Here is a 26,359-nt window from a genome sequence, read left to right as displayed (position 1 = left end):
TCGCGCTGGAAAATGCATCTTCCAGAGCCAACATTGTACTTTCCATAGGCAATGCTCCAGGCGCACACCCACGCTTGAAACCGCGCTGGCAGCCACAGACATCGCCACCGGCAGCCACAGTCAAACAGACGTCGCGACCTTTGATTAACCTCGGGCTTTTCTCTTGTTCGCGACAAGGAAAACCCAATGTTTGCTCAAAGAGAGTCGCCCCAGCGGCATACATATAGATAAGCCGATTGAGCTTCTCAAGAAGTCGGCATCGGAATTGCTCAAGTTCGCAAGACCGAATCGTTCTTGCACAATCGCGGACACCAAATCGCGGCGTTTCGGGAGGCGATCCTTCTCGGCCGTTGCGAGACACGCTGTCATCTCCTTCTTTGCCCTCCTCAGCCCATCCCAGATAAAGCGATTCATCAGACCTCGGCTTTCTCACTGAATAATTTGCCCCCAGACTTGATTCTGCACCCAGATCCCTATGGGCCAGTATCATGCCAACTACCATCCTTCGCTGCTTACTGCTCTCGCTGACTATCGTTGATGGCAGCAGCTATGCTGCCTCGGGTTATGAGCAGGATCAGCTCAGTCTAGTCCAGCAGCAACTCAACATTATCGAACACCTTGCGACACGAGCCAAGACAGTCAACACGCCCGAATCCGACGATCACTATCGCTTCGATTATCCCCGCCTGCATCGAGACATCCGACGCATTCGTCAAGGCGTGCAGGACTATCTGTCTCCCTCTCGCGCCCAGCCCCGTGATCCCAGTGAATTGGTTGGCGATTATCGCCTCGATACTCCGTCTGGGGATTCTTCGCCATGAGCATGACTGACGCCCAGATTTCAGCGTTCCAAAACGCCTCCGGTTTCTCCGCGCAGAGCAGTTCGACGCTGTGGCTTTCCATGGTCCTCGTTCTGGCTTTGCTGTGGTGTGCCTGGGTGATGTGGACGGCTTACCGGGGATGGGCGACAGGCAGTGTGCGCTTCGGCGCCTTCGGTGGCAGCACTGCACGCGTGTTGCTCGCGCTGTTGGTTCTGATGTTCTTCACCCTTTCCTAAACCAGGAGATCGCCGCCATGCTCAAGTGCCTTGTCCCCCTGAAAAACAATCTGCGTGATCGTGCGAGCCAACGCTTGATCGGTCTGCTGCTGGTTCTCGGTCCAAGTTTGGCTTTTGCCGAACTACCGACCATGGAAGCTCCCTCGCGAGGCGAAGGCTCCGGGTTGATCGAGACGATCAAAAACTACGCCTACGACGGCGGCATCCTGCTCGGTCTGCTGATCGCACTGCTGGCTTTCTTGGGGGTGGCCTGGCACTCGTTGACCGTGTACGCCGACGTGCAAAACCAGCGTAAGACCTGGAAGGACTTGGGTGCAGTGGTCGGTATTGGCGCCCTGTTGGTGGTGATCATCATCTGGTTCTTGACCAAGGCTGCCGCAATTCTGTGAGGTCGGAATGAACGACACTATCGAACGTCTGGCTGACGGTACCTTGGTCTTTCTGCCAGAGCGACTCAATCGCGATCCTACCGTATTGCGCGGTTTAACCAATGATGAGATGTGGGTAGCGCTCGGCACCGGCGCTGTCATTGGCCTGCTGCTAGGCGTTCCTCTGGCGATCGCCACCGCCTCCATTGCCGTGGCGCCGACCAGCATGATCGCAGGTATGGCGGTAGTGTTATTTGCCGGTGGCACACTACTGCGTCGGGCCAAACGGGCTCGCCCCGAGACCTGGTTGTACCGCAAGCTCGAATGGGTACTGGCTAGCCGCTGGCGCCTGGGTCGAGGGACTTTGATCCTTCACTCCAGCGCCTGGACGGTTCGCCGTTCGCGTCGACTGCGCCCTGCCCTGTCCCGGTGGCAGTCATGAGTCGTTTTCGGAACAAGGTGGATGCTCAGCAGGCCCACATCTTCAGCCTGCGCCTGGCGGTAGTGATCCTCGCTCTTGTCTGTGCCGGACTCTGGTATGGCTGGCGCTCGGCGCCGACCGATCTGACCGTGCATGTACCACCGGACCTGCGCTCGGGCAGCACTCGCAAGTGGTGGGATATTCCCTCAGAAAATGTCTATGCCTTTGCCCTCTACATCTTTGGCCAACTCAACCGCTGGCCCTCGGATGGCGAGCAGGATTATCGCCGCGCCATCTATGGCTTGCAGTCCTACCTGACACCCGCCTGCAAGGCCTTCCTCGACGGCGACTACGAGTACCGCAAGGCCGCTGGCGAACTGCGCCAGCGGGTGCGTGGCGTCTACGAAATCCTGGAGCGAGGTTACAGCGAGGATCCGGAACTCAGGGTCAAGCAACTCGACCGCGACAGCTGGCTGGTCACCCTCGACCTCAATGCCGATGAGTATTACGCCGCCGAACCGGTAAAACGGGTGGTAGTGCGTTATCCATTGCGCGTGGTGCGTTTTGATCTGGACCCCGAACGCAACAAGTGGGGGCTGGCACTGGACTGTTATCAGGGCACGCCGCAAAAAATCGCTTTGCCTGGAGGTGAGCCATGACGCGGATTTCTACCCTGGGGCTCACCATTGCACTGATGCTATGGGGAGTTGCAGCGCAGGCCGTCGAGTTGATGCGCTGGGAACGCCTCCCTCTCGCGGTCCCGCTGGTGATCAATCAGGAACGGGTGGTCTTTATCGATGAGAATGTTCGAGTCGGCGTACCCTCAACTCTGACCGGCAAGCTGCGCGTGCAATCTACCGGCGGAACGCTGTACCTGCGTGCGTCAGAAGCCATTGCACCGACCCGTCTGCAACTGCAATCGGTCACGACGGGCGAGATCATCCTGCTGGATATCGCGGCCACGCCTGGTGATCAACCGCTGGAGCCCGTGCGTATTCTCAAGAATGCTCCGGTGCAGGCTACCTATACGGAATCTAGCATGGTGCCTATTCCGGAACGCACGCCGATCCCCGTAGCGTTGACGCGCTACGCCGCGCAAAGCCTGTACGCACCGCTACGCACTGTGGAGTCCCTTCCCGGCGTACGCCGCGTCCCGCTCAAGCTGCGCACCGAACTGCCAACCCTGCTGCCGACCGAAAACGTGTCCAGCACACCCATCGCCGTCTGGCGACTCGGTGATTACTGGGTGACGGCGGTGAAATTGCGCAATCGTGGTTCAGAGACGGTGCAACTCGACCCACGTCGACTTCAGGCCAAGCTGTTCGCCGCGGCCTTCCAGCATGCTTTCCTCGGGCATGGCGGCAGCGCTGAAGACACCACGATCGCCTACCTTGTCACCCGCGGTGCCGGCCTCGAACACGCCGTGATGCTTCCGCCCGTTGCGCGCGGAGCTAAAGATGAAAGCTAACGCCTTGCTCAAATGGCTGGTACCGGCTGCACTGCTGGGCGTGGTGCTGATCATCATGAAAAGCTGGGTGCCGGGAGGCAGCTCCCCTTCTCCAGAGCGCACAGTTGATCAGGGCGATATTCAATTATCTGCCGAGCAAGCCAAGTCGCTCGGCATTGCGGGCGATACCCCACGCGACACGGTCGCCACCTTGGTAGGCCAAGTGAAGGCCATGCGCAGCGATATGGTCGGTTTGAAGAAACACAACGATTCGCTGCAGACGGAGAACAACCGCCTGCGCGAGCGGGAAAACAGTGTTGATTCGCGTATTCAGACGGCGCTTGGCAGTGTGAACCAGCAGGTAGACGAAGGCCGCCGACAAGCCAATGAAGCACGCCTCAAAGCGGAACAAGACAGTCGTCAGGCTCGCGGTCTGCTGACGCAATTGCAAGAGCAGTTGTCGGGGCTGGCTGGCAAAGGCAAGGATATGCCCATCGGATTGGGGCTTGAGCCGGGCGATGGGGACCAGTTCGAAGGGCGGCATTCTGCCAACGATGCGCTGCAGTGGATTGAACCCTCGGATACTCTCTCCACCGAAGCCCGAGGTAAAACCAAGACCTCTTCCGCACCGAGTCTGCCTAATGCCTTCAACTCGCTCGAGGGCTTGAAGGACAATGCCATCGACCGCAGCCAAAAGCAGTTACGCGAGGTCACCAAGGGTGAGCGTGACCTGACGCGATCCGGTGATCGTACAGAAGGTACGAAGCCGGTCTACACCATTCCCGAAAATGCGACATTGATGGGCTCGGTCGCCATGACCGCGCTGATCGGCCGAGTCCCTGTGGACGGCACCGTGAATGATCCCTACCCCTTCAAGGTGCTGGTCGGCCCCGAGAACCTAACGGCCAACGGCATCGACCTGCCGGATGTCGCAGGGGCCGTGATGAGCGGTACAGCCTCCGGCGACTGGACCCTGTCGTGCGTACGCGGACAGGTCGAATCAATTACCTTTGTGTTTACCGACGGCACTATCCGCACGGTGCCTCAGCCGAAGGCAGTAGCCAGCCGCAACGCCTCCACCGTCCAGAGTTCGAACACCGACAAGATACGTGGCGGACTCGGTTACCTGTCCGATCCGTATGGCATTCCTTGCATTGCCGGTGAGCGCCGCTCAAACGCTCAACAGTACCTCGGCAGCCAGAGCTTGATCACTGCCGCCGGCGCCGGTGTCGCCGCCTTGCTTGGGGATGAGCAGAACAACAGCAGCGTGATCAGTTCGGGCGGCAGTACGCTCGGGGTCACTAGCAGCAGTGGCAATAGCGCGCTGAATTCAATTCTCAGTGGTGGGGTCAGCGACATCCGTGAGTGGATCAACAAACTCTATGGCGAGACCTTTGCTGCCGTGTACGTGCCACCGGCCGCCCAAGTCGCGCTGCACCTCGACCATGAGATCACCATCGACTACGAGCCCAAGGGCCGGAGCGTTCGCAATGAAAAAAACCACGTTTCTCTGCCTGACCTGGATTAGCGTGTTTTCCTCGGTCCTGACAGGATGTTCCACTGACAAGGACACGCTGCTGCCCCATGGAGAGCAAAGCATGCTGGATATCTGGAACGGCGCCGGGTCGCAAGGCACTCAGCAGCAACTGTTGGATGCTCGGCAGCAATTACGCCGTCCGTTGGCTCAAGCAGATTTCTCCGTTGCTCTCCAAGAACCGTATACGCGCACAGCGGCGAACGAGATCCGTAACCTGTTCCCTCGCCTGCCCAATCCCGATCTGGTGCTGTACGTGTATCCGCATTTGACTGGTACCGAGCAGGCACCGGTACCGGGTTACTCGACTGTCTTTCCGTTCTACCAGCGAGTGCAGTACGCATTGCCGGGTGAACGTCAGGAAGACTTGTAGTGCGTACCGGCGATGCGGGCAACAGCACTTCGACGTGGAAAGCCTGGCGCCACCCAGCGCGCCCTCACGCCACCCTGGCCGATGAAGCTGCACTCTATGCGCACAATCCCAGCTTCACTGATCACCTGCCTTGGGTCGAATACCTCGAGACCGAGCAGTGTTTTCTGCTTGATGACAATCGCTCAGTGGGCGCGGTGTTTGAGTTACTGCCCATCGGCACCGAAGGGCGTGAACCCGACTGGCTGATGGCAGCGCGCGATGCTCTTGAAGATGCCCTGCAGGATAGTTTTGACGAGCTGGATCAAGCGCCGTGGGTGGCGCAGTTTTTCTGCCAGGACGACAACGACTTTACTCCCTACCTGACACGGCTCACGGATTATATTCAGGACAGCGCGCGAGGCACGATCTTCACCGAGGCATATTTGGAGCTCAGCCGCTGTCATCTAAAGGCCATCGCCAAGCCCGGCGGGCTGTTCGAGGATAAGGTTGTGACGCGCCTGCCCTGGCGCGGCAACAACCGACGGGTGCGCCTGGTGGTCTATCGCTGGCTTGAGTCTGGCGCCGAGGAGACTGGACTCACCCCGGTGCAAGCCCTGCAGCAGGCTTGCGAACGTATTGCGGCTTCGTTGCAGGCGTGCGGCGTGCAATCGGCATCAGTTGATGGCCGCGGTTTGTATGCCTGGTTGTTGCCCTGGTTCAATCCAGCGCCCAGGCTCACCGATGAAGCGCCCGAAGACTTTTACCAACGTGTTGCCTATCCGGAGCCTGGTAATAGCGAGTCGCTGGAATTGCCCTTCGATCACGACTTCGCCGAACGGTTATTCTTCAACGAACCGTGTTCGGATGTGCAACGGGGACTCTGGTACTTCGATAGGCAACCCCATCGGGTCATGGTGGTGGACAAACTGCGACGAGCACCGTCGATTGGTCAACTCACCGGAGAAACCCGTAAGGGCGACGCGGTCAATGCGCTGTTCGACCAGTTGCCTGAAGGCACGGTGATGAGCCTGACCTTGGTGGTCAAACCCCAAGATGTGCTCGAGGAGCAGTTGAACCGACTGGCCCGCAAAGCCATTGGTGAAAATCTGGCCTCGACCCAGACCCGTCAGGATGTTGAAGAGGCCCGCGCGATCATCGGTCGCCAGCATAAGCTGTACCGCGGCACCCTGGCGTTCTATGTGCGCGGTCACGATGAACAGCAACTGCACCAGCGCTCGGTCAGCCTTGCCAACGCGCTGTTGGGCGCGGGGTTACAACCGGTACGCGAAGGCGATGAAGTCGCCGCCTGCAACAGCTACCTGCGTTGGTTGCCGATGGCTTACAACCCGGCCCGCGACACGCGCAACTGGTACACCCGACTGATGTTTGCCCAGCACCTGGCGAATCTGATTCCGGTGTGGGGCCGCAACACGGGTACCGGCCACCCGGGCATCACCCTGTTCAATCGTGGCGGCTCTGCGTTGAGCTTTGATCCGCTGTCACGTCTGGACCGGGCCATGAACGGCCATTTGTTGTTGTTCGGCCCCACCGGCGCGGGCAAGTCGGCCACCCTGGTCACCCTGCTGATGCAGGTCATGGCCGTATACCGCCCTCGCCTGTTTATCATCGAGGCCGGCAACTCATTCGGCTTGCAGGGTGACTACTTCGCGACGCAGGGCCTGTCGGTCAACAAGGTCCAATTGAAACCTGGCGCCTCGGTCAGCCTCGCACCGTTCGCCGACGCTTGGCGCCTGGTCGAGCAGCCGGATCAGGTAGCGAGTCTGTCTATCGATGAGCTAGACGATGAGGTGGTAACCAGTCGCGAAGACCAGCGCGATGTTCTCGGCGAACTGGAAATCACCGCCCGCCTGATGATCACCGGCGGCGAGGCCAAGGAAGAGGCGCGCCTGAGTCGAGCCGATCGCAGTCTGATCCGCGAGTGCATTCTCGATGCGGCACAGACCTGTATCGCGTCGGGTCGCCAGGTATTGACCAGCGATGTGCGCGACGCGTTGCTGCGCGTCGCCGCCGACACGCACTTGCCGGAGAAGCGTCGTGAGCGTGCCCAGGAAATGGGCGAGTCCATCGACCTGTTTTGCCAGGGTTTCGAGGGTGAATTGTTCGATCGCGAAGGCACACCTTGGCCCGAAAGCGATGTGACCATTGTCGATCTGGCCACCTACGCTCGCGAAGGCTACGAGGCACAGATGTCCATCAGCTACATCAGCCTGATGAACACCGTGAATAACCTTGCCGAACGAGACCAGTACCTGGGCCGACCGATCATCATGGTCACCGACGAGGGCCATATCATCACCAAGAACCCGCTGCTGGCACCCTTCGTGGTCAAGGGCACGAAGATGTGGCGCAAGCTCGGCGCGTGGTTCTGGCTGGCGACGCAAAACCTTGCCGACTTCCCCACCGCCGCGCAGACCATGCTGAACATGATCGAATGGTGGATTTGCTTGAACATGCCGCCCGCGGAAATCGAAGAAATCGCACGCTTCAAGAAGCTCACGCCTGCACAGAAATCTTTGTTGCTCTCAGCCAGCAAAGAACCGGGGAAATATACTGAGGGAGTAGTGCTGTCGAAGAAGCTCGAAACGCTGTTTCGGGCCGTGCCACCCAGCCTCTATCTCGCCCTGGCCATGACGGAGCCCGAGGAAAAGGCCGAGCGCTGGACACTGATGCAGAACATTGGCTGTTCGGAGTTGGAAGCCGCTTACCGGGTAGCTGAACGGATCGATAGAGCGCGAGGCATAGAACCCGCATAAGGAAATCTATTCGGATATCGCGCTCTAAAGCGAGTGACAGGTTATTGCGATACACCTCGAAGCCGCTGCTGAATTCTCAACAAAAATCCGGCTTCAAAAGCATCCTGGCAGTCACCGACAGGAAAGGTCTTGCGTGTTTGCGCCAGCTCCCACCACAGTGGAATCTCACCGGGCGTATCGAGCCAGACCTGGGCGCATTGCACGCCACGTTCGATCATGGGCGCAAATTCGCTGCCCCACGGCGTCAAAAGACTCGGGCAGCCGTCCGCCGCCGGAATTGAAACGTAATTTTCGTCCATAGACACCTTAGCTTTCGATTTAATTATTAATGCTGGGTCTGTTCCAAGCAGCATAGAAACAAAACTGGCACTTCGCTTAAGGATCAAAAAAGAGCCAGAATCAGGCCAATGTAGACTATATCCCGTGGATTGAGAGTCCCTCAAGGCGCAGTTTGCGCGCATGACTCAAGACTTCGAACAGCTCCGTCTGCAACTCGCGGAAAACATCCGCTCGATGCGGCGCGTGAAGAACCTTACCCAGGAGCAATTGGCGCTCATGGCCGAGGTGGATCGTACCTACGTAAGTCAAATCGAACGAGGGGTAGGCAACCCGTCGTTATTGGTCCTCTGCAAACTCGCCAACATTTTCGAGATCAAAACGGATCAGCTGCTCATTGAGTCTGACGCGCTTGCTCGTACACTGAGCGCTGAATGACCATATGCTGATCTAGAAGGTACCTGTAAACCGACAATCCTGCGTTCGGCTTTCTCACTGACACCCCTCTCTCGATTATTGAACCTGTCCAGGCCATACACCCAGAGCCTGGATCATGTCTGCTGCCTGCCCGCACATTTCGCCCCAGAAGTTACATCCTTTGGTGCTGAGCATTCTGCTGGCATCCGGATCAAGCGTGGCGCTGGATACCGGCAACATTACCGCCTCGGTGCTTTCTCCGGACTGTCTTGAGTATAGGGTCGTCGGCATCTGTTTCTGGTTGCTCTGCACCCCCTTCGGCTGCACCGTGAAAACCTCAACCAAGGTTCGTCACTTCATTCCTGAGCTGGTGGTCTCGAGCTATGCCACCACCGGAGCCAATCCTTGGACCGAGATGGCCGCCCTATCCTCTCCTATCAGTGGTGCGGAAGGAGGCGGTAACCTGATCACGCCGAACACCCAGCGCGATAATCTGCCTCGTTTCAAAAACGTTGATGCCATCGGTCATCCAGGTGGCTGGGCCGCCACGCAACTGGCCTCGCAATCCGGCTACGCCTGCGCCAGCGGCGCCACTGCGTTCATGCCCTATTACCTGAGCACTTTGGACTCACTGGCCTGGCGTCATGGCATCCCAGAAAGCCTTTATCCCGAGTCGCTCGCGCCCGGGATCCGTGAAATCGGTCGTCAGCTCGCGGGCAACATGTGGGGGAACGTCTATCCCCGGCAAGGTTTTTTGGTGCAACCCGACGATTTCAAAGCCGCTGCGGTGATGGTGCAGCGGGCGGGTGATGTCATTACCCGCAACTGGCAACCGCACGTGTATGTCCCGCTCATGCCCGTACCACGCGAGGGGTATTGGCCGCCTGGCCCAATCGTTGAAAACGACGCTTCGACCCACAAATGGCAATTGCTCTCCCCCGTGGTTCAACCCACATGTGCCATCTTCCCCAGCGATTCGGTGCAGAGCGCGGATGGCGGCTACGCCTGGTCGCTGTGGCGTCCCTATAGCTGCTGCAAGCGTGAAGGACAGACCTTCTTGTTCAGCATCGACTTCGAAGGCGGTGCTTCATGAGCCTGCTTCTCACACGATCCTCGTTCGACGCGATGAGTCTGTTGCTCTGTGGACTGCTCGCAGTGGCCACTCATGCTCATGCAGTCGAGGACGATTACCGCCTAGGCACTCAAGGTGAAGTGCTCGACGACCGGGTGATGTACACCATCGGTGGCGGCTCGGCAGCGGGCTCGCCGAGTTCACTCTACCGTCCCAACGGGCTCGGTGTCGGCGGCTCATGGCAAGCCAACATGATGTGCGGAAACATGAGCCTCACCAACACCTTGCAAAACCAGTTGAACGGCGTCACCGAAGGGTTCCAGCAAATCATGGGCAGCATTGTGCAGAACGCGACCCAAGCGGTGATGTCGCTGCCTGCGTTGATCATCCAGCGCGCCAACCCCGGGCTTTATGAGTTATTGAGTAACGGGGTGATGCAAGGGCGCATCGACTTCGACCGTTCCAAACTGACCTGCCAGGCCATGGCCGAGAAGATGGCTGACAAGGTCGGCCAAGCCGGCTGGGGCGCATTGGCCAAGAACCAGGAGATGCAGGGCAACCTCGAACAAACTGGCGGTGATGCGGTGGCCGCGGTGAAAAACACCGAGGCCCGTAACGGCAATAATGGGGTGCCATGGGTCGGCGGGCAGAAGGCTGGAGGTAGCGGACAAACACCCATCCGGGCAACCTCCGATGTGGTGCGCGCGGGCTACAACCTGCTGCATAACCGGTCCGTGGATGACAGCGCCTCGATCAGTAGCAGTGATTGCCTGGGCGGCGCTATTTGCCAGGCATGGACCTCACCCCAAGAGGAATCCGAATGGGCTGTTCGAGTGCTGGGGGAGACCGAAGTCGCGACCTGCGACACCTGCGAGACTCTGCGGGCTACCGCTGGCAGCGGACTGACGCCGCTGATCCAGGAGGCCTACGGTGAACATCTCAAGACCCTGCAAGGATTGCTGTCCGGCTCTCTGCCGCCTACCCCTGACAATCTGAGCAAAGCCTCCAGCCCGATGCTGCCAGTGACCCGTGGTGTGATCGAAGCCCTGCGCGACGATCCTGATCAGGAACTCCTGGCGCGGCGCCTGGCCAGTGAGACAGCCCTGTCCAGCGTGCTCGACAAAGCGCTCCTGCTATTGCGCACGCTGCTGGCAGGCAGCCACGAACCTAACATCGCTTCCGCCGAACCGGCCCAAACGACCTTGACGAAAAACATCGACACGCTGGAGCGCGAGATACGCCTGCTGCAGACCGAGCTGCAGGTACGGCAAATATTGGCTACCAATACCGCCAGCCTCGTGCTCGATCGACATGCTGGAGGTGCCGATGCGTCGCGCACCGTCGAGCGGCGACCCCGAACCTGGCCGACTCAACGACGCTGACGCCAGGCGCAAGTGAGCCATGAAACGCTCACTGCTATTCACTTTGCTTTCAAGTCTAGGGATCGCCGCAGGGATGATCCTAACCGCCGCGCTGATCGCCTGGATCGGCTGCACGCTGGGCAGTTTCGGGGGCTGGCAGCAAGCCTTGGAATCGATACGGCCTTATCTGCGGTGGTGGCGTGTCCTGCTCTACGGCGTCCTCTTTGCACTCTGGTGGGACCTGCTGAGGCGCTACCGGTATCGACCACAGGACCGACTGCGCGTGAAACGCGCCGGGACATTAGGGCTCTTGCTCTTTACCTGCGTCGAGCTCACTCGATTGTGAGGTCACCACCATGCTCATGAGCACCAACAGCTACCTGGAGTTTTACCTCTCCCTGCTGGCATGGATCATCAACAACGGTATCTGGAACGTCCTGTCCGATACTGGGCTGTTCGCCGCGCCCTTTGGTGCAATCATCTTGCAAGAATGGTTGTCGGCCCGTCAGCAAGGCGCGGATGAAGGCAACAAAGGATTGCTCTCGGTACCTCGAATCGAGAACCGGCTTTGGCTGGCCTACATTGTCGTGTTGTTCGGCTGCGCGCCGGTCTTTCCGCTAAACCTCGCTTCAATGGCGTTCGATGATGCAGCCAGCCAGCGCTGCGGCACCAGTGTGGCCAAGCCAGCAGAGACCGCCTGGGGGACCACTTTCAACACCATCGGCGAACGCTCTGCCAACGTGCCAATCTGGTGGTTTCTAGTGCATGCCTTGAGCAAAGGAGTGACCGCAGCGGCCACCGCCTCCATCCCCTGCGCACCGGACATCCGGCAGATGCGCATGGAGATCGACAGTTCTCGCATCGATAACCAGGTACTGTTACAGGAAGTCGCCGACTTCACTCGCGACTGCTACGGCTATTCCCGTTCTCGGCTGTTCACCAACCGTCCTCAGTTGGACAAGGCACAAAGTCATGATGCATCCTGGATCGGCTCACGCTATTTTCTCTACACTCCCGGCTACTACGACACCGATCGCTCACGGACACCACGAGTCAGTTGGCCCTACGATGAAACCCGCGATATTTCCTTGCCACGGTTGGAGAATGGCGCGGGCTATCCCACTTGCAAACAATGGTGGAGTGACAGCGGTATCGGGTTGCAAGCTCGATTAATCGAGCAAGTTGACCCTTCGCTGCTGACTCAACTGAAAGGCTGGTTGACTGGCCGCTCAAGCAACGAGATCGAGGATGCCACCCTGCGCGAACTGGTCAGCCCGCGACAACAATCGATGTCCATGTCGCCCGGACAGGTGTTCCAAGACTATGGCTCCAGTGCTCGCGGCGGGTCGATCAATCAGGGGCTTAATAACCTGGCCACCAACACTGGGCTGGCTCTCGGCTCCTTCAGCAACTTTCCGGCAATGAATGCGCTACGCGCCGCCCTGCCGATGGTGCAGGCTTTCCTGATCATGGGCGTCATCATCAGCTTGCCGCTGATCCTGCTGGTCAGTACCTACCAATTGAAGACCGTCATGACGGTGACGTTCGCACTATTCACGCTGCACATGCTGACCTTTTGGTGGGAGTTGGCCCGCTGGGTCGACTCCAGCATGCTCGATACCTTGTACAACCAGGTGTCGGCGTCCGATCAGGCGCTTTTGTCCCTGCCGACATCCGGGTTTATGGATGGAACCGTGACGGCGCAGGTAATTGAGTACGTGATGGGCGCGATGTTCATCGTGCTGCCTATGCTGTTCCTTGGAGCTATGAGCTGGACAGGATATGCAGTAGGAAACGGGATTCAAGGCATGTTGGCGAACGGCAGCAAAGCAGCAAGTGATTCAGCAAGCAAAGGTACGGATCAAATAGTGGGGGCGGCTAGCCGCTCAATTAGATGATTTGCTGTCGCCGATGTAATGCCCGTTGTCGTCGAAGTCACCGATGTAGAGGTCGGCACCAAGGTAGTCTGGCCCGGGTGCCGCCTCTTTAATATCCGCATCAATGGCAGCCTTGGACACCAGAAGACCAATTACAGCAATCATCGTCACCACAGAAGCGACCAGCCAGAAACCGATAAAGAGCAACCCAAGGAGGAATGCCAGCTTCGTAATTAGAAAGGTCCCGCGAACCAATAGCCCACCCGCAGGTATACCTGTCGCTACCGCACGTTTAGCTACGCGGGACTCAAACTCTTTTAACTTGCGATAACCACGTTTTGCGAACATACAGCATGCATATGCCCAGCGGTGGGCGCGGGAGATTTGAAGTGGCTGCTGACCCGGCATGATTGCGCCCTCTTCTGAGCGTGTTCCTGTGGAAATCGAGCTTACAGCCTACTACTGAAAATCGCCCATGCTTAACCGTTTATCAGGTTGCTCGGTCGAAAAAACTTCACTGGAAGACAGAAGACGCAGCTCGTGCACCCGCGCCTCTATGGCCGTTGACCCATCCAGATCATCCAGCTACATAGAAGGTACGGATCGCTGTTATCGACAGCACCTTCCCAGGTAGCCAGAGCCTTCAAAGCTACGTCACTCCGGTGATGGTTCCCCCCAAGTGCGATTAGCGTTCGGTGGCTCGCACGGTCACGTTTCACGGTGATGAACGCCTACTCCTCTCCCGAGCGCCTTTCGAGCTCGGCTCGTCCCAAACCCTCTTGCTTTTCTTCAACCCACCGCGGGGAAATTCCTTTCCCCTAGGGGACAGGTTTCTTCGCGCTATCAACGGAGGCACACCATGTCCGACTCACTCACAAGCGAAGCACTGAACACTCTGCGCTTGCCCGTTGTGTTCACTCCAGACGCGTGGCAACACGCAGTATTGCTCGATGGTTCAAGTCATCCTGAAAAGCTGCAGCTCGATAGGCTGAGCAACGTCGTACGCGCAGCCTTCAAAGCTCACCTGGCCGATCCAAACACACCCTACGTGGTGTTCGAGGTAGCCAAGTTCGGCTCAGCGAGTGATGCAGATCATGAGCCATTACTGCTACTGAGCCTCAGCCTGCTTCAGGCATCAGACCAACCTAACGCCTTGCTGATAGCGCTTGCGGAAGAGCAACAACGCTAAACGCAAACGGCCATACCCGGCCACTGATCCAACTCAGGCTATACGCAGTCCTGTACCAATCCAATCAACACCCACCGGGGAACCTTCCCCGACGGGCAAGGCGTTCCTCCGGTTTTTCGAGGGAAATGCCATGCGCAATATCTACCAAGACGTGACAGACAAGATCGTTACCGCGTTGGACCAAGGCGTAGCGCCCTGGATCAAACCCTGGTCCTCAAATGGCTCAACTGACGTCGCTCATCACCAACCCTACCCCATCAACGCCATCACCCAGCGCCCCTATTCGGGCATCAATTTACCGTTGCTGTGGGCCGAGGCCAGGTTGCAGGGGTTCACTCAAGATCGCTGGCTGACCTTTAATCAAGCCAAAAAGGCCGGCGGGCACATTCGTAAGGGTGAGCACAGCACCCTGGCAGTGCTCTACAAGCCGATGGAGCGCGAGGAACAGACCGAGTCAGGTCAACCCGTACTGGATGAAAACGGTCAGCCCAAGGTCGCCCACTTTGGCATTCTCAGGACGCACTTTCTGTTCAACATAGAACAAACGGAGGGGCTCGAAACGCTCAACGAAACTTTGCTCGAGACGGAGCCGAGCGTTCCCTTCTTCCCCAACGCTGCTGCGGAAAGTTTGTTGCTAAGTTCGGGCGCAAATATCATTCATCGATTTGCCGACGAAGCCTTTTACCACCCGATCAGGGATCTCATCCAACTGCCGACAAAAGCGCAGTTTCACGACCAAGGTGGATACTACGCCACCGCGCTTCACGAGCTGACACACTGGACCGGACACCACTCTCGGTTGCAGCGCGAAGGCGTGACCTCTCCGTGTCCATTTGGCTCGCCAGGCTATGCATTTGAAGAGTTGATCGCCGAAATGGGTGCCGCTTTTTTATGTGCCTACGCCGGTATACAAGGAGAGCTTCGGCACGAGGGTTACATCGACCACTGGCTAGGCCTGCTCAAGGCTGACAACCGCGCGATTTTCCGCGCCAGTGGCCAGGCCCGATGCGCTTCGGAGTATGTGCTCAACCTGGAGCAGCAACGGAAGCAGACGGTAATGGATGACTCTCGATGCATGAAAGATGGAGCTTGATCGTCACCTCACCGCTGCAAACGCTTCATAGGGTCCAACACGAGTTGGACCCTTTTTCTATGCCCAGAAAAATCCCCACACTGCGGAGCTCTGACGCAAAGAACATGAGGTAATCCCGTACCGCAGTACACCGTTACGTATCCAGATTCTCCGCCAGGTAATCCACCAGATCGAGCGGACTCCGGCTGTCGATCACCTTGTAGATGAGGTCACGTTTGCTGCGCGGTAGCTTCTTGACGACGCTCTTCGCCGAGGCCCTGACGGCTTCGTGTGTTCCATGGATACGTGCTGCGAGCAGCAGTATGAGCGTGGCGTCAGTAAGGTTCATGGCAAGACCCGATAAAATTCGCACCGCAGTGTACCGACACTTTCCTTTTTCGTACCAGCATGCGCATCCAATAAAACGGCACCAGGACAAATCGATATTCCGATTGCCGCAAAAAAGGACACACGGCAAAAGGACCGGTAAGGGTTGGAAGGGAATGGGGAGTCAAGGGTAAGAGCCCTATCCGAAAAGGCTAAAAGGCCACTGACTCTGCCAGTTCCCGGGAGGACTATGATGCTCAGTCTGTTTCGGCACAAAAGGCAAAAGCCTCCTCCGCCACCCACCGTAAACGTCGCCGATGGGTACCTGCCCATCGAATCGTCCCAGAGCTTGTTAGCAGCCGAGCACCGCCGCCAGTTGCTCGATCGCATCTGGCAGTACACCGCCCTCTCCCATCAGCAGTTCAGGCAGCTCTATTTAAATCCGATCCATCGCTACGCCGAGCTGGTCCAACAACTCCCGGCCAGCGAGACGCACCACCATGCTTATCTCGGTGGCATGCTCGACCATGGCCTCGAGCTGGTTGCTTGCAGTTTGAAATTGCGTCAGTCGTATCTGCTTCCCACCGGCGCCGCACCCGAAGACCAAGCCGCCCAGACCGACGCTTGGTCTGCTGGCATCGCCTATGGCGCGTTGCTCCATGACATCGGCAAGATCGCCGTGGACCTGCTGGTCGAACGCCAGGATGGCCGTGTCTGGCATCCTTGGCAGGGATCGCTGGATCAGCCCTACCGTTTTCGCTACCTCAAGGATCGCGACTACCACCTGCACGGCGCGGCCGCAGGCTTGCTCTACACCCAGATTCTCGACTGCCCAATCCTCGATTGGCTCAGTGGATTTCCGCCACTGTGGGCCAGTCTGCTATATGTCCTGGCGGGTCAGTATGAACGTGCCGGCGTGCTCGGTGAGCTGGTAATGCAGGCAGACCGTGTTTCCACCGCGCAGAACATCGGTGGTAACCCGAGCAAGGCACTGCAAGCGCCCATTCATTCGCTGCAACATCACTTGATCAGCGGACTGCGTCATCTGGTTCAACACGAGCTGAAACTCAACCAGCCAGGTGCCGCGGGATGGCTGACCCAGGACGCACTCTGGCTCGTCAGCAAGACGGTCACGGACAAGCTACGAGCTTATCTGCTGTCGCAATCGATTGAGGGCATTCCCTCGTCCAATTTCGCGGTGTTTGACGAGCTACAGTCGCATGGATTGGTTGAGTCCACGCCGGAAGGCAAAGCCATCTGGACCGCGCTTGTGGCACAAGGAGACTGGCAGCAGACCTTTACCTTTTTGCGCCTTCAACCGGCGTTGATTTGGGGGAACGAAGACCGGCCTGAGGCTTTCAGCGGAACGGTGAGCATTGCAGCCCATGACCACTCAACTGATACCCCGGTACCAGTAGCAGCGCCCGACACAGGCAGTGCAGGATCAGGTCAAAGCCAACCGCAGCCGGATCCCTTGGCACGAGAGGATGCCGATTACCTCGGCACGCTGCTGGACATGTTCGAATTGAAAGAGCCTGAAGCCAGAGACGCACTGTCAGAAAGTGCTGTCGAAACTTCAACGCTTCAATCGGATAGCCCAGGCCAGGTATTCCTGAACTGGGTCAAGGAAGGCATTCTCAGCCACAAACTGATCATCAACGACAGCAAGGCCAAAATCCACACGGTGGGTGGCAGCGCATTTTTGGTCACGCCTGGTCTCTTCCAACGTTACGCGCAAGAGTTTCCCGGTATTTCTCAGGGCGCTTGCCAAAAGATCGAAGAATGGCGTTGGGTGCAAAAGCAGTTTGAGAAGCTGAAGGTTCACAAGAAGCGAGACAACGGTCTAAATATCTGGACATGCCAAGTGCAAGGTCCCAGGAAGAAAACGACCTTGAAGGGATATCTGATTGCGGAGCCGACGTCACTTTTAGAATCGATACCGTCAGATAACCCTTTTCTCGCGTTTGATGAAAGCTAACGAGGCTAATCAAACTCTTCACTTTTGTTATATCGAATCTGCTCCGCAGGTCGAAGTCGAGTGCAGTACGGCCTACCCGACGGTTACCCCAGCGCCCCCCTGGTGACCTACAAATCTGGTAACGAATTCTGAGCCCAGCACATGATCCCGTGTGAGACGATCCACGTCGAACTCATTGACGGGTGAACCCCATGATTGCAGCTCTGAGCCGTACTGCTCCGATAGATCGCAAAGACCCACCCAAGCGCGTTTTATACCTGTCATTGGTAGCGATATCCCCTTGCCTGGTACTCGGCGCGTTATGGAAGCAAGGTGACTTGACTATGGTGTCCAGCGCGATGACATTGGCCGCCTCTGCACTCCTTCTGCTCAATTTGGAGAGGATTCAGGACTACGTACGCCCAGAGTGGGCTCGCGAGTACGAAGCCAAGCTGGCTCCCCTGCAAGCACGTCTACTGGAGCAGGATCTGAGTGCCTCGGAGCGCGAGCTTGTCCTTAATCGAATCGAGGATCTCAACGATCGCTACCACCTGGTCACAAGCCCAGCTGTCACCTATCGCTGGATCAAAAGGATGGGCGCTGCCATGGGGAGTATCGCCCAGTTCTTGCGATCAAGCTCGCATTAAGTCCGGATTGCATCGTCCCAATGCTCGCAGCACCTGATTGGCGATAAGCCCAGGTAGCTGCGAACGATCAATCTGGTGGCTGCACGATCTCCTCCAAATCTTCTTCCGATTCGTCACAGAACGCATCTACCGGCCCCGCCTTGTAAGGTCTGACATCATACATACGCTTCTTGATATCTGGATTGAACCACCCTTGTACAAAAATGAAATCCCTTCAACGATCCAGCTGGACAGCTTGCCCGATCCAGCTCATCTGTGAGTGTCTGACCTTGCTCGCATCGATCACAGCACTCAGCATTTGAGTCATGTGAAGGTAGAGCTAACGTGCACCGGCGCTATCGTGTAATACCTGCAGGCCATCCTCTGCACAAACCCAGAACTTCGATCTTGCTCGAGTTCCACCAGCCGATCAAACTCAACCCCGACATCCTGTGCGACTTCGAACAGCCTGAGGTGGTTGAAGCACCACCAATGACATCCTTGCCTCTGGGTGGGTATATGGACGCTCAGCCGGTCAAGATTCTCGACGCAGCTCTCCCAGGCGGCCTTGAAGGCCTGTAACCGCTCTGCTGAGAGCGTCGCGTCGAGTGTGCGCCTCGCTGTGGTGGCAAGAGCAGAGTACCGCGGTTTGTCAGGAGTGATCTCGACTCTCCGACCAAGGCCGGATATGGTGAACCACAGGAAGGACGGCGTTCTGCATGCACTTTGTGCGGATGGGATTCAGCCTACGGGCTTAGCACCATGTTCTCACTCGATCAAACAACCTGTGACACCCCGTGTACCAGTGCAGACCACGTCGGCCGATAGGATCACGTTGAACAATGGACAAGCCAACCGCAATAGCCAGTGATGCTCTCGCTCGCGCCTGGCTGGAGCAGTTCAATCTTGGCGATCGCTCGCGCGCCCAGAAACTGCTAGAGGCGTTTGCCTTCGTATCTCGAGATGACTTCATCGATCAAATGCGTGCCATGCTTCTGCGGGAAGCAGAAGCTACACAGGGTACCGTTGCTCTGTATGCCGAGCGCGAGCTTAGGCATCGCCTAGGTAAGCCGAACCGTTTATTCAGCGAAACCCGACGCTCCGTCAGGCGTGCCACCGGCGCAAAAGGGCCTGACGCGGTGAAGCCAACGAAAGCCTATGACCCCTCGGTTGGCAGCGAAGGCATAGTCGCGCAGATGATTTCTCAGCTTTGCCAGGAGTATCCAAAAAAATTCTTAAACCATCCAGGCCCAGAGCAGATACGCAGAAAACGTGCACGGGCTTTCTGGGTCGTTACGGACCTGATTGGAAGCGGTGATCGAGCATCGAACTATCTTGAAGCGGCATGGTTAGTCAGATCCGTCCGCAGCTGGTGGTCAGGAAAACTGATGAGGTTTGCAGTCATGGCGTATTCCGCCACTGAATCTGGCGAGCGCTCGGTAGCCAGACATCCGTCCAAACCGACGATACATATTGTTCTGCCCTGCCCCACCATCGACATCTGTTTTTCCCTTAAAGAAGCCGAGCAGATGAAGACGCTCTGCACCACTTATGATCCCACTGATGGAGAGCCAGGCCACGGCCCTTGGTTTTGGAGCGGTTCAAGCCTTGGCTACGGCAACACTGGAGCTCTGCTTGTGTTCGCACACGGTGCGCCAAACAACGTACCACTCATGTTTCACAAAGCCTCAAAAGACAAGAAAAAAACCTGGACGCCTTTATTCCCTGCTCGGGTTTCAGCCGGTATCAGCAAGGAAGTGTTCGGGATTGACTTGACGGCCGAGAGCATCAGCGCTCGCTTGGCTAACCTCGGCGATAAGAGCCTGGCCAAGTCGAAGGCGATCTTGAAATCAGATATAGGCACAGGACAAGCTTTTCTGGTGCTGAGTGCGCTGTTGCAGCGTTCCCGCTTGAACGACCGGGCACTCGCCACTCGAACCGGCCTGAAAACGTATGAGCTGACGAATCTTCTCCGAAAAATGACTCAGTATGGCTGGATCGACTCACAACGCAGACTGACCGACCAGGGTTACGGCCAGCTCGCGCATGCCAGAAAACAGGAGCATCTTGCTAAAAAAACCACACCTGTTGGCAATCCGATTCCAGAACCGTACTATCCCTCCTCGTTGAGGCATCCAATCTAGATTCTAGCTCCGGCGTACGTTCCTAGAATGTTGCTGCCATGATGGGTTGGATTCTCAACTCATCACCGGGCGCAGATTACTGCTGCCCTATGTCTTAGCTCCTGCTTACGGTTAAGCGCTCACGCCACAGCCTAGTGGCGTAGCCTTCTGCCCGCGGCGCGAGCACTCACCCTGCGGGTGTCAAAGTAGATGAAGGATTGGACGCCTCAACACTACCGCCGAGACCAAGGCGCAAGTAGCATTGCCCCTCTGGTGATGGACGCTGCGATCGTGACCTCTCAGAAGACGGTCGCTGTTCACCCATCGCTGCCCCCAATACTGACCCTCAAGCACCTCGCCCACCTTACCCAAGTGTCTTATAAGCACCTGCGAGATTACGTTACTCGCGAAGTTGAGTCCTACAAGGTTTTTCGCGTTAGAAAGCGCGGCCGACTGGGCCAGCCCACTTCATTCCGTGTGATCTGCGTTCCACCTCCAAGCCTGTCGGTAGCCCAACAGTGGATCGCGCAACACGTATTAGCTAAAGCCAAGCCTCATGCGGCCAGCACAGCCTTTGCACCGAACTGTCGGCTAATTGACGCGGCCTCGCCTCACTGCACGAGTCGTTGGCTGATCAAGGTCGATGTGAAACGCTTTTTCGAGTCGATCTCTGAAATTGACTGTTACCGGGTCTTCCGCAGCCTCGGCTACCAGCCCTTGGTATCCTTTGAATTGTCACGCCTCTGCACCCGCACCGGTAACTTCAGTCGTATACGCCGCACGATCAAATGGCGCCGAAAAGTCTCCTTGTCCAAGTCAAAGATTCCCAACTATGCATCACGGAACATTGGTCATCTGCCACAAGGCGCCGCAACGAGTCCCATGCTCGCAAACCTTGCGATGAGAGAAGCCGACATTTTGCTGACCGAGCTAGCCGAGCGGCTTGGGCTGACCTACACGCGCTACGCGGATGACCTGACCCTCTCTACAACCGACGTTACATTCGATCGGGAGCAGGCTCGTCGGACAGTGAATGAGGTCTACAGGATCCTCCAGCGATTTGGGCTCAACCCGAATCTCGCCAAGACTACGATCGCCTCACCACGGAGTCGAAAAATCGTCCTGGGCCTACAAGTGCATCAGGAAACACCGAGGCTGACCCGCGCGTTCAGAATGAAAATCCGGATGCACCTACATTACCTAGAGCGCAAGGACGTCGGGCCTTTGACACATGCAGAGCGTCGAGGCTTTTCAGCAGTTGCTGGCATGCGCAACCATCTGATGGGGCTCGCTGCCTACGCCATTCAGATCGAGCCTGACTACGGCAGAGAGGTAAAAGCAAGACTGGAAGCTGTGGAGTGGCCGGTGCTGTACTGATGCCCCACCACCAAACGGGTATGACACCCGACGAAAGATGACAGCCGTGCAGGTTGAAAATTAAACCGTCCATCAAAGTCACCTTCCCTATTCCGGCCAATGCGAATGAACAACTGTTCGCCCTGGGTCTTTGCCCAGTCTTCCGCTGTGTGCGACACCGGCGGCAACTCGATGGGCGGTTGATGTGGCAACAACTTGCCGATTTCACTCGCCCACTGCGTCGGTAGGCGTGTAAGAACGTCCTTCAAATAAGCATGGGGATCATGCCCGTTGAGCCGGGCATATTGGATCGAACTCATAATTGCAGCCGCCCGTTTTCCGCTGCGTAGCAGCCCTGCAAAGAGCCGGTTCTTGCGTCCAAGAACCCATGGTCGGATCTGGTTCTCGCACCAGTTGTTGTCAATGGGGACGGCACCGTCATCAAGGTAGCGCGGCAGTGCTGCCCAGCGTTTCAGGCTGTAATCCAACGCTCTGCTGATAGCCGAATCATCCGGCACGAGGTCCCGCTGGCCGATCATCCAGACATGCAGCTTCTCCATCACCGGTACGGCTTTTCCTTGCCGTATTCGGCGCCGTAAATTTGGCTCCAGGTCGCGGCCTTCGCTCTCGCTTTCGTGAAGCAACTGGCTGATTTCACCTTCACGCGCTGCTTACCTCCGATGGGTCATCCATTAAGCCGCCGGCTAAAGCTCAATGTAGGAGGCTCACTGCTTGTTGCGCAGCCCACCCATAGCCTAGTTTCAGGATGCACTGGACGCTAAGTAGGGACGAAACCCAAGGCCGAACACGTCCTCGAGCATGAAGGCTTCCTTGAATTGGATTCCGGGATTCAGATGGAGGATTTGGTGAATTTCTGTTTTATGGGCATCAGGCATACGTGCACCAAAAATGATTGCTGAGAAAAGCAAATGATGTTCTCCGCCCATTCACCGTGTGTAGCGTTCCTCGTGATCGCTTCACTCAGTTTTTTTGGGTGAAAAGCCTCTTGCACTTTAAAATCGACGAACAGGTGTTCCGATTGTCCGAGCGTGACATCGAGAACCTCCTCGTCGAGCTGCATCCATCGTCGCGAGGAAAAGTGCGTTTCAAGGCTGGCAAGCAGATACACAGTGCGATGCTCGACGTCAAAAATGAGTCGCGAACCTACTTTGTCGAAGACTGCGCCCCCTTCAACCTGGACGATCAGGAAGCGATGGCTCTCGACGATTTGTTGATCTCGTACCTAGGGCCTGTACGTTATTAGGTAGCCACCGGCGATCTTTCTTACGATAGAAGGTGCAAGACAGAGTCGCGTCTATTCAGCCACAAGAGCGAAGTCAGCCACTATCTTCTCGTCAAAGAAAAATGCCCCTGACTTTTCCGACTTGTAAAATAGTTACCTCTCAAAACATTTCCTTCGTGCCCATAAAGCTTCAAAATGGAAGCCCCTTCATAACCACTTCCAGCCGAATCTTTTGAACCTTTAGGAACGATCCTATAAAAGTAATAAAGAACTGGGCGAGCAGAATTAACATCCTTGATAGTTTTTACCACGAGCGTTTCAGAGTCTGAGCTTTCAGAATGAACTTCCATGCTCACCGAAAACAAGCTTTGCTTGATATTGGCGACTGCCTTTTTCGTCCCCTCCGCACCGTCCCACAGATACGTGATATCCATATCCCACATACCATTCAAGTCGGGAAAAACCCAGTCATTCAAAATCGGAAAGCGATTCCATATTTTCCTCCAGAGGAAGCTGCTCAACACGAACAATGCCAATTCTAATAACACGGCCCCGCCAACCACCGCTCTGAGAGCTTGCTGCAGCGTCACCTCGAATCCACAGACAAACATTATAAATATCAATAATGTTACGAAAGCAGCATAGATCTTAGCAACGAGTACAATTGCTTTTAGCGGAGAAAGAGTAGAAAACATTCACACCTCCTGGAAATAGACTTCACTTCCATCTTTAAAAACCACTATCCCAAGCCTTGGCGTGGAAATACCGGTGAATATAACGCCGGGCAAAAGTGACCCGAATAGGGCCGCTAAATACCGACCACCAAATGCCCGACTTCGATTCGGTAAAATCCCAGGAGGAATCGGAGGAGAGAAATACTGCGTTAAGGAAACAATTCGCAGATCGGAATTTAAAATATGAAATCCATCATGCAAGTCATTATTGGGATTTGATATCTCAGCTAGACACCTAACAGAGTCTGTCATGCCATTTACTTCCAGGTCGACACGCATTGGAAATACCGGCAGATTAATACCATCTTCCAATACAATCACACCCAGCCCGGAAAACTCTTGCCCAGAAAGCGCGGTTATATCTCTGAGCAAATCAACCAATCGCTCTAACATTACTTCATCGCCCACGTAGTCGCACAATAAAAACCAATCCAAAGCTTACTTACGGCTCTGAATTACGCACCGAACTTCCCTACCCTATCTATCACCTAGCTATTAAGCACTCGATTTTTTAATAATTTATCAACTCGAGAAATCAGTACTTCGATGATATAAGCCACTCTTCAAGTATTACTGTATAGCTAGCATAGCGTCTCAGCTAGGCGTTCGAATTAACTTTTCTCGGAAGCGTACGGCTGGATAAATTTTCTAGAACCGGCTTCAATTGAGAAACACACTTTCCTCGCCTCGCCTAAAACTGGCAGGCTCGAGAATATTTCGCTTGCCTGCGCCAGACATGTACTCAACATGGATATCCTTACACCCGACGATGAGCGCAAGCAGCGGACGACCATCAACTCGGTCAGCAACCAGTATTTGCCACTCTTTAAGGTCAATTGAGGATGGACTCGGATAATTTTGGGGATGAGTGTGCCACTCCCCAATGTATCGCACCAGACCATTGCTTTCCTTCCACCGTTTCATGGCCAACCGGTGATGAAAGTACGGCATACGTTCAAAGAGAAACCTGAAGCGCTTGTCCCAAAATGAAGGTTCAGTCGCTTCGATAATTTCCAGGTGCTCACCGCGAACGTGGCCAAGTAATATCCCTCCCGCCTCCTTCGAATCCATGCCTTGCTGGATGTAGCGACTAAAAACCTCAAGCGGCTGTTGCCTTAGGTAAACCAAGTGCTCCGTGCCGGGCACAATCCAAGTTTTCACGAATGGCATGCCGGACATCCGGGATATGGCAGCGGCGAACAATCAGGGGTAGCGGGCTCATAGCTCTGATCGGTCAACCGGGTTGAGAGCGATGGCCATGGTTTACCTGCAACCCAAGCCAAAGCGGTGTCCAGTGCCAGGGCTGCGGCTTGAATCGACACCGATGCTGGGAACGGCACGTAGAGTCCCTCACACCCCTGCCCAGCAAAAATTGGCTGCACGCCTCCAACGACAGATAACATAATGCCTCGACTATTTGCCTCAGTAAGGCACCGGTAGCAACCCTGTCCAGTGCGCTGCTTAATCAGAGAACGCACGGCGGCGCCCGCCCCCTCAATCCAAACATGCATGGTTGGGCAGATGGCGACCTTGGCAAGCCAGTGCCCGAACGATTCCTCGCCCGTGGCATCAATGATCAAATCCAGCCCTCCCAAATTCACGTCCTTGGCGTCGCTAATAAAGGTACGCACCTGGGCAGCGGGCATGGATACCATCAGCTCGTCTGCCAGTGCAGCTGCCTTTTCCCGGAACAGATGGTTAAAGCCCAGACGATGCCGCCCGAGGTTTTGAGGCATCAGAATATCGTTATCAATCAGCGTCAATTCACCGGTGCTCGTTCCCGCGCCAGCTTTCACGAGCATCTCAGCGAGGAAGCCACCGATGGTACCGCACCCGATCAACCCGATACGCTTGCCAGCGAGTGTTGCCTGCCCTGGGATATTGCGTTCGCTCAGGTATTTGTCATCGAGGCGAAGCATTTGCAGTGGTTCGATAGGACAATCAAATATGGGCAGTCGTTGATCGATGGAACGCCGATCCTCAGGACGATTGAGCTGAAGGTCAAGTACGAGAAAGCCGTAGCTGTAACCCGTTTTTTCTGACTCAATTACTATCATTATTCCGAACCGCCCCTCGCGATACGCCGCGATAATCTTATCGCGTACCTTGCGTTTACAGGCGTCATCTATTTCATGTAGCCAGTCGAGAATTTGTCCAACTGATTTGGGTGGCCAGTTGTCCTGCAGCGGTCTTGGAGCTGCGCTGGACGTGATCATCGCAACATGCGCTGGGAATTCCTTGATCGTCCTACCCGCACGCGCAAACTTGAGCCGGCTTCGCCCGACATCGTCAGTGAGCACATACATTTTGTTGTCTGATAATTGGAGGATCTCAACCGCGCCGGAGGTACGACGCTCGATATCATGGAAGCAGTAGATACCGTCCCAATATACGAAGAACTCTTCCTGCAGATCCTCTTTCATATTTCCATCCAGAACCTGCTCAAGAACCTCAGTGGCTTGAAGCAAGGACGTACGGATTTGTCCTACTGGATCGTAAATGTCGATCACTTGAGTACCTGGCGCGGCGTAGCAAAGATAACCATCCGGGCCAAGATGCGGCACCAGCCTAGGCAGTGCCTTCGGCACTCCTGTAAGCCATAGCTTGAGAGGCCGCTCAAATGAGCGGTCTATCCATACCTCGCATTGGACAGTCCCCTGAGTGGCCGTCGACAACTCTCCGGCCATCACAAGCCACCCAACGTTCGACTGAGGATCTACTTTAGTAAATCCCCATTCGGTCATATGACGCAGCACTTCGGGCATCGCGTCCATGA

Annotated in this window: 28 protein-coding genes and 2 pseudogenes; 22 read left to right on the top strand and 8 right to left on the bottom strand. The window is 56.3% G+C overall.

Annotated features, from left to right (window positions below; genetic code table 11):
• The first annotated feature begins 488 nt into the window (after positions 1-488).
• From BLW22_RS08365 to BLW22_RS08325, 9 genes are read left to right on the top strand one after another with little or no spacing between them, the layout of a single operon-like run.
• Positions 489-821 carry an integrative conjugative element protein, RAQPRD family gene (locus BLW22_RS08365; RefSeq protein ID WP_074845432.1) on the top strand — a complete coding sequence of 111 codons (333 nt, stop codon included), beginning with the start codon at positions 489-491 and terminating at the stop codon, positions 819-821.
• Entirely contained in the window at positions 818-1,057 is a 240-nt protein-coding gene (locus BLW22_RS08360; RefSeq protein WP_074845426.1) for a TIGR03758 family integrating conjugative element protein, read from the top strand. Before BLW22_RS08365 ends, BLW22_RS08360 begins: the two co-directional genes overlap by 4 nt.
• Before the next feature lie 17 nt (positions 1,058-1,074).
• Positions 1,075-1,446, top strand: coding sequence for a TIGR03745 family integrating conjugative element membrane protein (locus tag BLW22_RS08355; protein WP_003174125.1), 372 nt, complete (start codon positions 1,075-1,077; stop codon positions 1,444-1,446).
• Between the two features lie 7 nt (positions 1,447-1,453).
• Positions 1,454-1,867 (top strand): TIGR03750 family conjugal transfer protein, encoded by a 414-nt coding sequence (locus tag BLW22_RS08350; RefSeq protein ID WP_074845423.1) that lies wholly within the window; start codon positions 1,454-1,456, stop codon positions 1,865-1,867.
• The gene (locus BLW22_RS08345) at positions 1,864-2,505 is read left to right on the top strand and encodes a PFL_4703 family integrating conjugative element protein (RefSeq protein ID WP_074845421.1); all 642 of its coding nucleotides are present in this window, start codon (positions 1,864-1,866) and stop codon (positions 2,503-2,505) included. The genes BLW22_RS08350 and BLW22_RS08345 overlap by 4 nt, the downstream gene beginning before the upstream one ends.
• The gene (locus BLW22_RS08340) at positions 2,502-3,314 is read left to right on the top strand and encodes a TIGR03749 family integrating conjugative element protein (protein ID WP_074845418.1); all 813 of its coding nucleotides are present in this window, start codon (positions 2,502-2,504) and stop codon (positions 3,312-3,314) included. The genes BLW22_RS08345 and BLW22_RS08340 overlap by 4 nt, the downstream gene beginning before the upstream one ends.
• The gene (locus BLW22_RS08335; protein WP_074845415.1) at positions 3,304-4,821 is read left to right on the top strand and encodes a TIGR03752 family integrating conjugative element protein; all 1,518 of its coding nucleotides are present in this window, start codon (positions 3,304-3,306) and stop codon (positions 4,819-4,821) included. Before BLW22_RS08340 ends, BLW22_RS08335 begins: the two co-directional genes overlap by 11 nt.
• Positions 4,784-5,200 carry a TIGR03751 family conjugal transfer lipoprotein gene (locus tag BLW22_RS08330; protein WP_074845412.1) on the top strand — a complete coding sequence of 139 codons (417 nt, stop codon included), beginning with the start codon at positions 4,784-4,786 and terminating at the stop codon, positions 5,198-5,200. Before BLW22_RS08335 ends, BLW22_RS08330 begins: the two co-directional genes overlap by 38 nt.
• A complete protein-coding gene (locus tag BLW22_RS08325) occupies positions 5,200-7,953 on the top strand; it encodes a conjugative transfer ATPase (protein ID WP_074845409.1) in 2,754 nt (917 codons plus the stop codon). Before BLW22_RS08330 ends, BLW22_RS08325 begins: the two co-directional genes overlap by 1 nt.
• A gap of 41 nt (positions 7,954-7,994) precedes the next feature.
• Here BLW22_RS08325 and BLW22_RS08320 read toward each other — a convergent pair whose 3' ends face one another.
• Entirely contained in the window at positions 7,995-8,252 is a 258-nt protein-coding gene (locus BLW22_RS08320) for a LasR-specific antiactivator QslA (protein ID WP_074845407.1), read from the bottom strand.
• A gap of 160 nt (positions 8,253-8,412) precedes the next feature.
• Between BLW22_RS08320 and BLW22_RS08315 the strand changes: the two genes are divergently transcribed.
• The 5 genes and pseudogenes from BLW22_RS08315 to BLW22_RS08295 all read left to right on the top strand — a co-directional run bounded on the left by BLW22_RS08315 (position 8,413) and on the right by BLW22_RS08295 (position 12,977).
• Positions 8,413-8,667 (top strand): helix-turn-helix domain-containing protein, encoded by a 255-nt coding sequence (locus BLW22_RS08315; protein ID WP_027603217.1) that lies wholly within the window; start codon positions 8,413-8,415, stop codon positions 8,665-8,667.
• A gap of 115 nt (positions 8,668-8,782) precedes the next feature.
• Entirely contained in the window at positions 8,783-9,739 is a 957-nt protein-coding gene (locus BLW22_RS08310) for a TIGR03756 family integrating conjugative element protein (RefSeq protein ID WP_074845404.1), read from the top strand.
• Positions 9,736-11,116: pseudogene (locus tag BLW22_RS08305) on the top strand (integrating conjugative element protein). The gene BLW22_RS08310 and the pseudogene BLW22_RS08305 overlap by 4 nt, the downstream one beginning before the upstream one ends.
• 3 nt (positions 11,117-11,119) lie before the next feature.
• On the top strand, positions 11,120-11,425 hold the full coding sequence (locus BLW22_RS08300) for a hypothetical protein (protein ID WP_074845400.1): 306 nt from the start codon (positions 11,120-11,122) through the stop codon (positions 11,423-11,425).
• A 10-nt stretch (positions 11,426-11,435) separates the two neighbouring features.
• Positions 11,436-12,977 carry a conjugal transfer protein TraG N-terminal domain-containing protein gene (locus BLW22_RS08295; RefSeq protein ID WP_074845397.1) on the top strand — a complete coding sequence of 514 codons (1,542 nt, stop codon included), beginning with the start codon at positions 11,436-11,438 and terminating at the stop codon, positions 12,975-12,977.
• Here the strand turns inward: BLW22_RS08295 and BLW22_RS08290 are convergent.
• Positions 12,966-13,364, bottom strand: a complete 399-nt coding sequence (locus BLW22_RS08290) for a DUF3742 family protein (RefSeq protein WP_074845395.1) — start codon at positions 13,362-13,364, stop codon at positions 12,966-12,968. The two genes, BLW22_RS08295 and BLW22_RS08290, sit on opposite strands and share 12 nt — an antisense overlap.
• Before the next feature lie 451 nt (positions 13,365-13,815).
• Between BLW22_RS08290 and BLW22_RS08285 the strand changes: the two genes are divergently transcribed.
• The gene (locus tag BLW22_RS08285; protein WP_074845393.1) at positions 13,816-14,145 is read left to right on the top strand and encodes a hypothetical protein; all 330 of its coding nucleotides are present in this window, start codon (positions 13,816-13,818) and stop codon (positions 14,143-14,145) included.
• Between the two features lie 130 nt (positions 14,146-14,275).
• Positions 14,276-15,238: an ArdC family protein gene (locus tag BLW22_RS08280; RefSeq protein ID WP_074845390.1), complete on the top strand. Its 963-nt coding sequence runs from the start codon at positions 14,276-14,278 to the stop codon at positions 15,236-15,238.
• Between the two features lie 133 nt (positions 15,239-15,371).
• Here the strand turns inward: BLW22_RS08280 and BLW22_RS08275 are convergent, their stop codons facing one another.
• Entirely contained in the window at positions 15,372-15,566 is a 195-nt protein-coding gene (locus tag BLW22_RS08275; protein WP_074845805.1) for a DUF7740 domain-containing protein, read from the bottom strand.
• Between the two features lie 231 nt (positions 15,567-15,797).
• Here BLW22_RS08275 and mobH point away from each other — a divergent pair, with 231 nt between their 5' ends.
• The 5 genes from mobH (at position 15,798) to BLW22_RS08255 (ending at position 21,627) form a co-directional block, all read left to right on the top strand.
• A complete protein-coding gene (mobH, locus tag BLW22_RS08270) occupies positions 15,798-17,522 on the top strand; it encodes a MobH family relaxase (protein ID WP_074845386.1) in 1,725 nt (574 codons plus the stop codon).
• Between the two features lie 191 nt (positions 17,523-17,713).
• Positions 17,714-18,148: a hypothetical protein gene (locus BLW22_RS08265; RefSeq protein ID WP_143045107.1), complete on the top strand. Its 435-nt coding sequence runs from the start codon at positions 17,714-17,716 to the stop codon at positions 18,146-18,148.
• Positions 18,149-18,535: 387 nt separating this feature from the next.
• The gene (locus BLW22_RS34845) at positions 18,536-18,709 is read left to right on the top strand and encodes a hypothetical protein (protein ID WP_159440239.1); all 174 of its coding nucleotides are present in this window, start codon (positions 18,536-18,538) and stop codon (positions 18,707-18,709) included.
• A 260-nt stretch (positions 18,710-18,969) separates the two neighbouring features.
• On the top strand, positions 18,970-20,271 hold the full coding sequence (locus tag BLW22_RS08260) for a phosphoribosyltransferase-like protein (RefSeq protein WP_074845383.1): 1,302 nt from the start codon (positions 18,970-18,972) through the stop codon (positions 20,269-20,271).
• Positions 20,272-20,460: 189 nt separating this feature from the next.
• The gene (locus tag BLW22_RS08255) at positions 20,461-21,627 is read left to right on the top strand and encodes a reverse transcriptase family protein (RefSeq protein WP_074845380.1); all 1,167 of its coding nucleotides are present in this window, start codon (positions 20,461-20,463) and stop codon (positions 21,625-21,627) included.
• A 179-nt stretch (positions 21,628-21,806) separates the two neighbouring features.
• Here BLW22_RS08255 and BLW22_RS08250 read toward each other — a convergent pair.
• Positions 21,807-22,247: pseudogene (locus BLW22_RS08250) on the bottom strand (IS66 family transposase); the annotation flags it as partial.
• 398 nt (positions 22,248-22,645) lie between these two features.
• Between BLW22_RS08250 and BLW22_RS34365 the strand changes: the two are divergent.
• Entirely contained in the window at positions 22,646-22,870 is a 225-nt protein-coding gene (locus BLW22_RS34365) for a hypothetical protein (RefSeq protein WP_143045106.1), read from the top strand.
• 80 nt (positions 22,871-22,950) lie between these two features.
• Here the strand turns inward: BLW22_RS34365 and BLW22_RS08240 are convergent, their stop codons facing one another.
• The 4 genes from BLW22_RS08240 to BLW22_RS08230 all read right to left on the bottom strand — a co-directional run bounded on the left by BLW22_RS08240 (position 22,951) and on the right by BLW22_RS08230 (position 26,357).
• Entirely contained in the window at positions 22,951-23,544 is a 594-nt protein-coding gene (locus tag BLW22_RS08240; protein ID WP_047739076.1) for a Cap15 family cyclic dinucleotide receptor domain-containing protein, read from the bottom strand.
• Positions 23,545-23,991, bottom strand: coding sequence for a diadenylate cyclase (locus BLW22_RS34360; protein ID WP_143045105.1), 447 nt, complete (start codon positions 23,989-23,991; stop codon positions 23,545-23,547). It abuts the gene before it with no gap.
• A 252-nt stretch (positions 23,992-24,243) separates the two neighbouring features.
• A complete protein-coding gene (locus BLW22_RS08235; protein ID WP_074845373.1) occupies positions 24,244-24,753 on the bottom strand; it encodes a Mov34/MPN/PAD-1 family protein in 510 nt (169 codons plus the stop codon).
• The gene (locus BLW22_RS08230) at positions 24,741-26,357 is read right to left on the bottom strand and encodes a ThiF family adenylyltransferase (protein WP_074845370.1); all 1,617 of its coding nucleotides are present in this window, start codon (positions 26,355-26,357) and stop codon (positions 24,741-24,743) included. The genes BLW22_RS08235 and BLW22_RS08230 overlap by 13 nt, the downstream gene beginning before the upstream one ends.
• Positions 26,358-26,359: the final 2 nt, after the last annotated feature.

This window comes from Pseudomonas marginalis (genome assembly GCF_900105325.1).
Classification (GTDB): Bacteria; Pseudomonadota; Gammaproteobacteria; order Pseudomonadales; family Pseudomonadaceae; genus Aquipseudomonas; species Aquipseudomonas marginalis.
The sequence above is the reverse complement of the archived record's forward strand: the minus strand, read 5'-3'. Positions and strand labels throughout refer to the sequence as shown.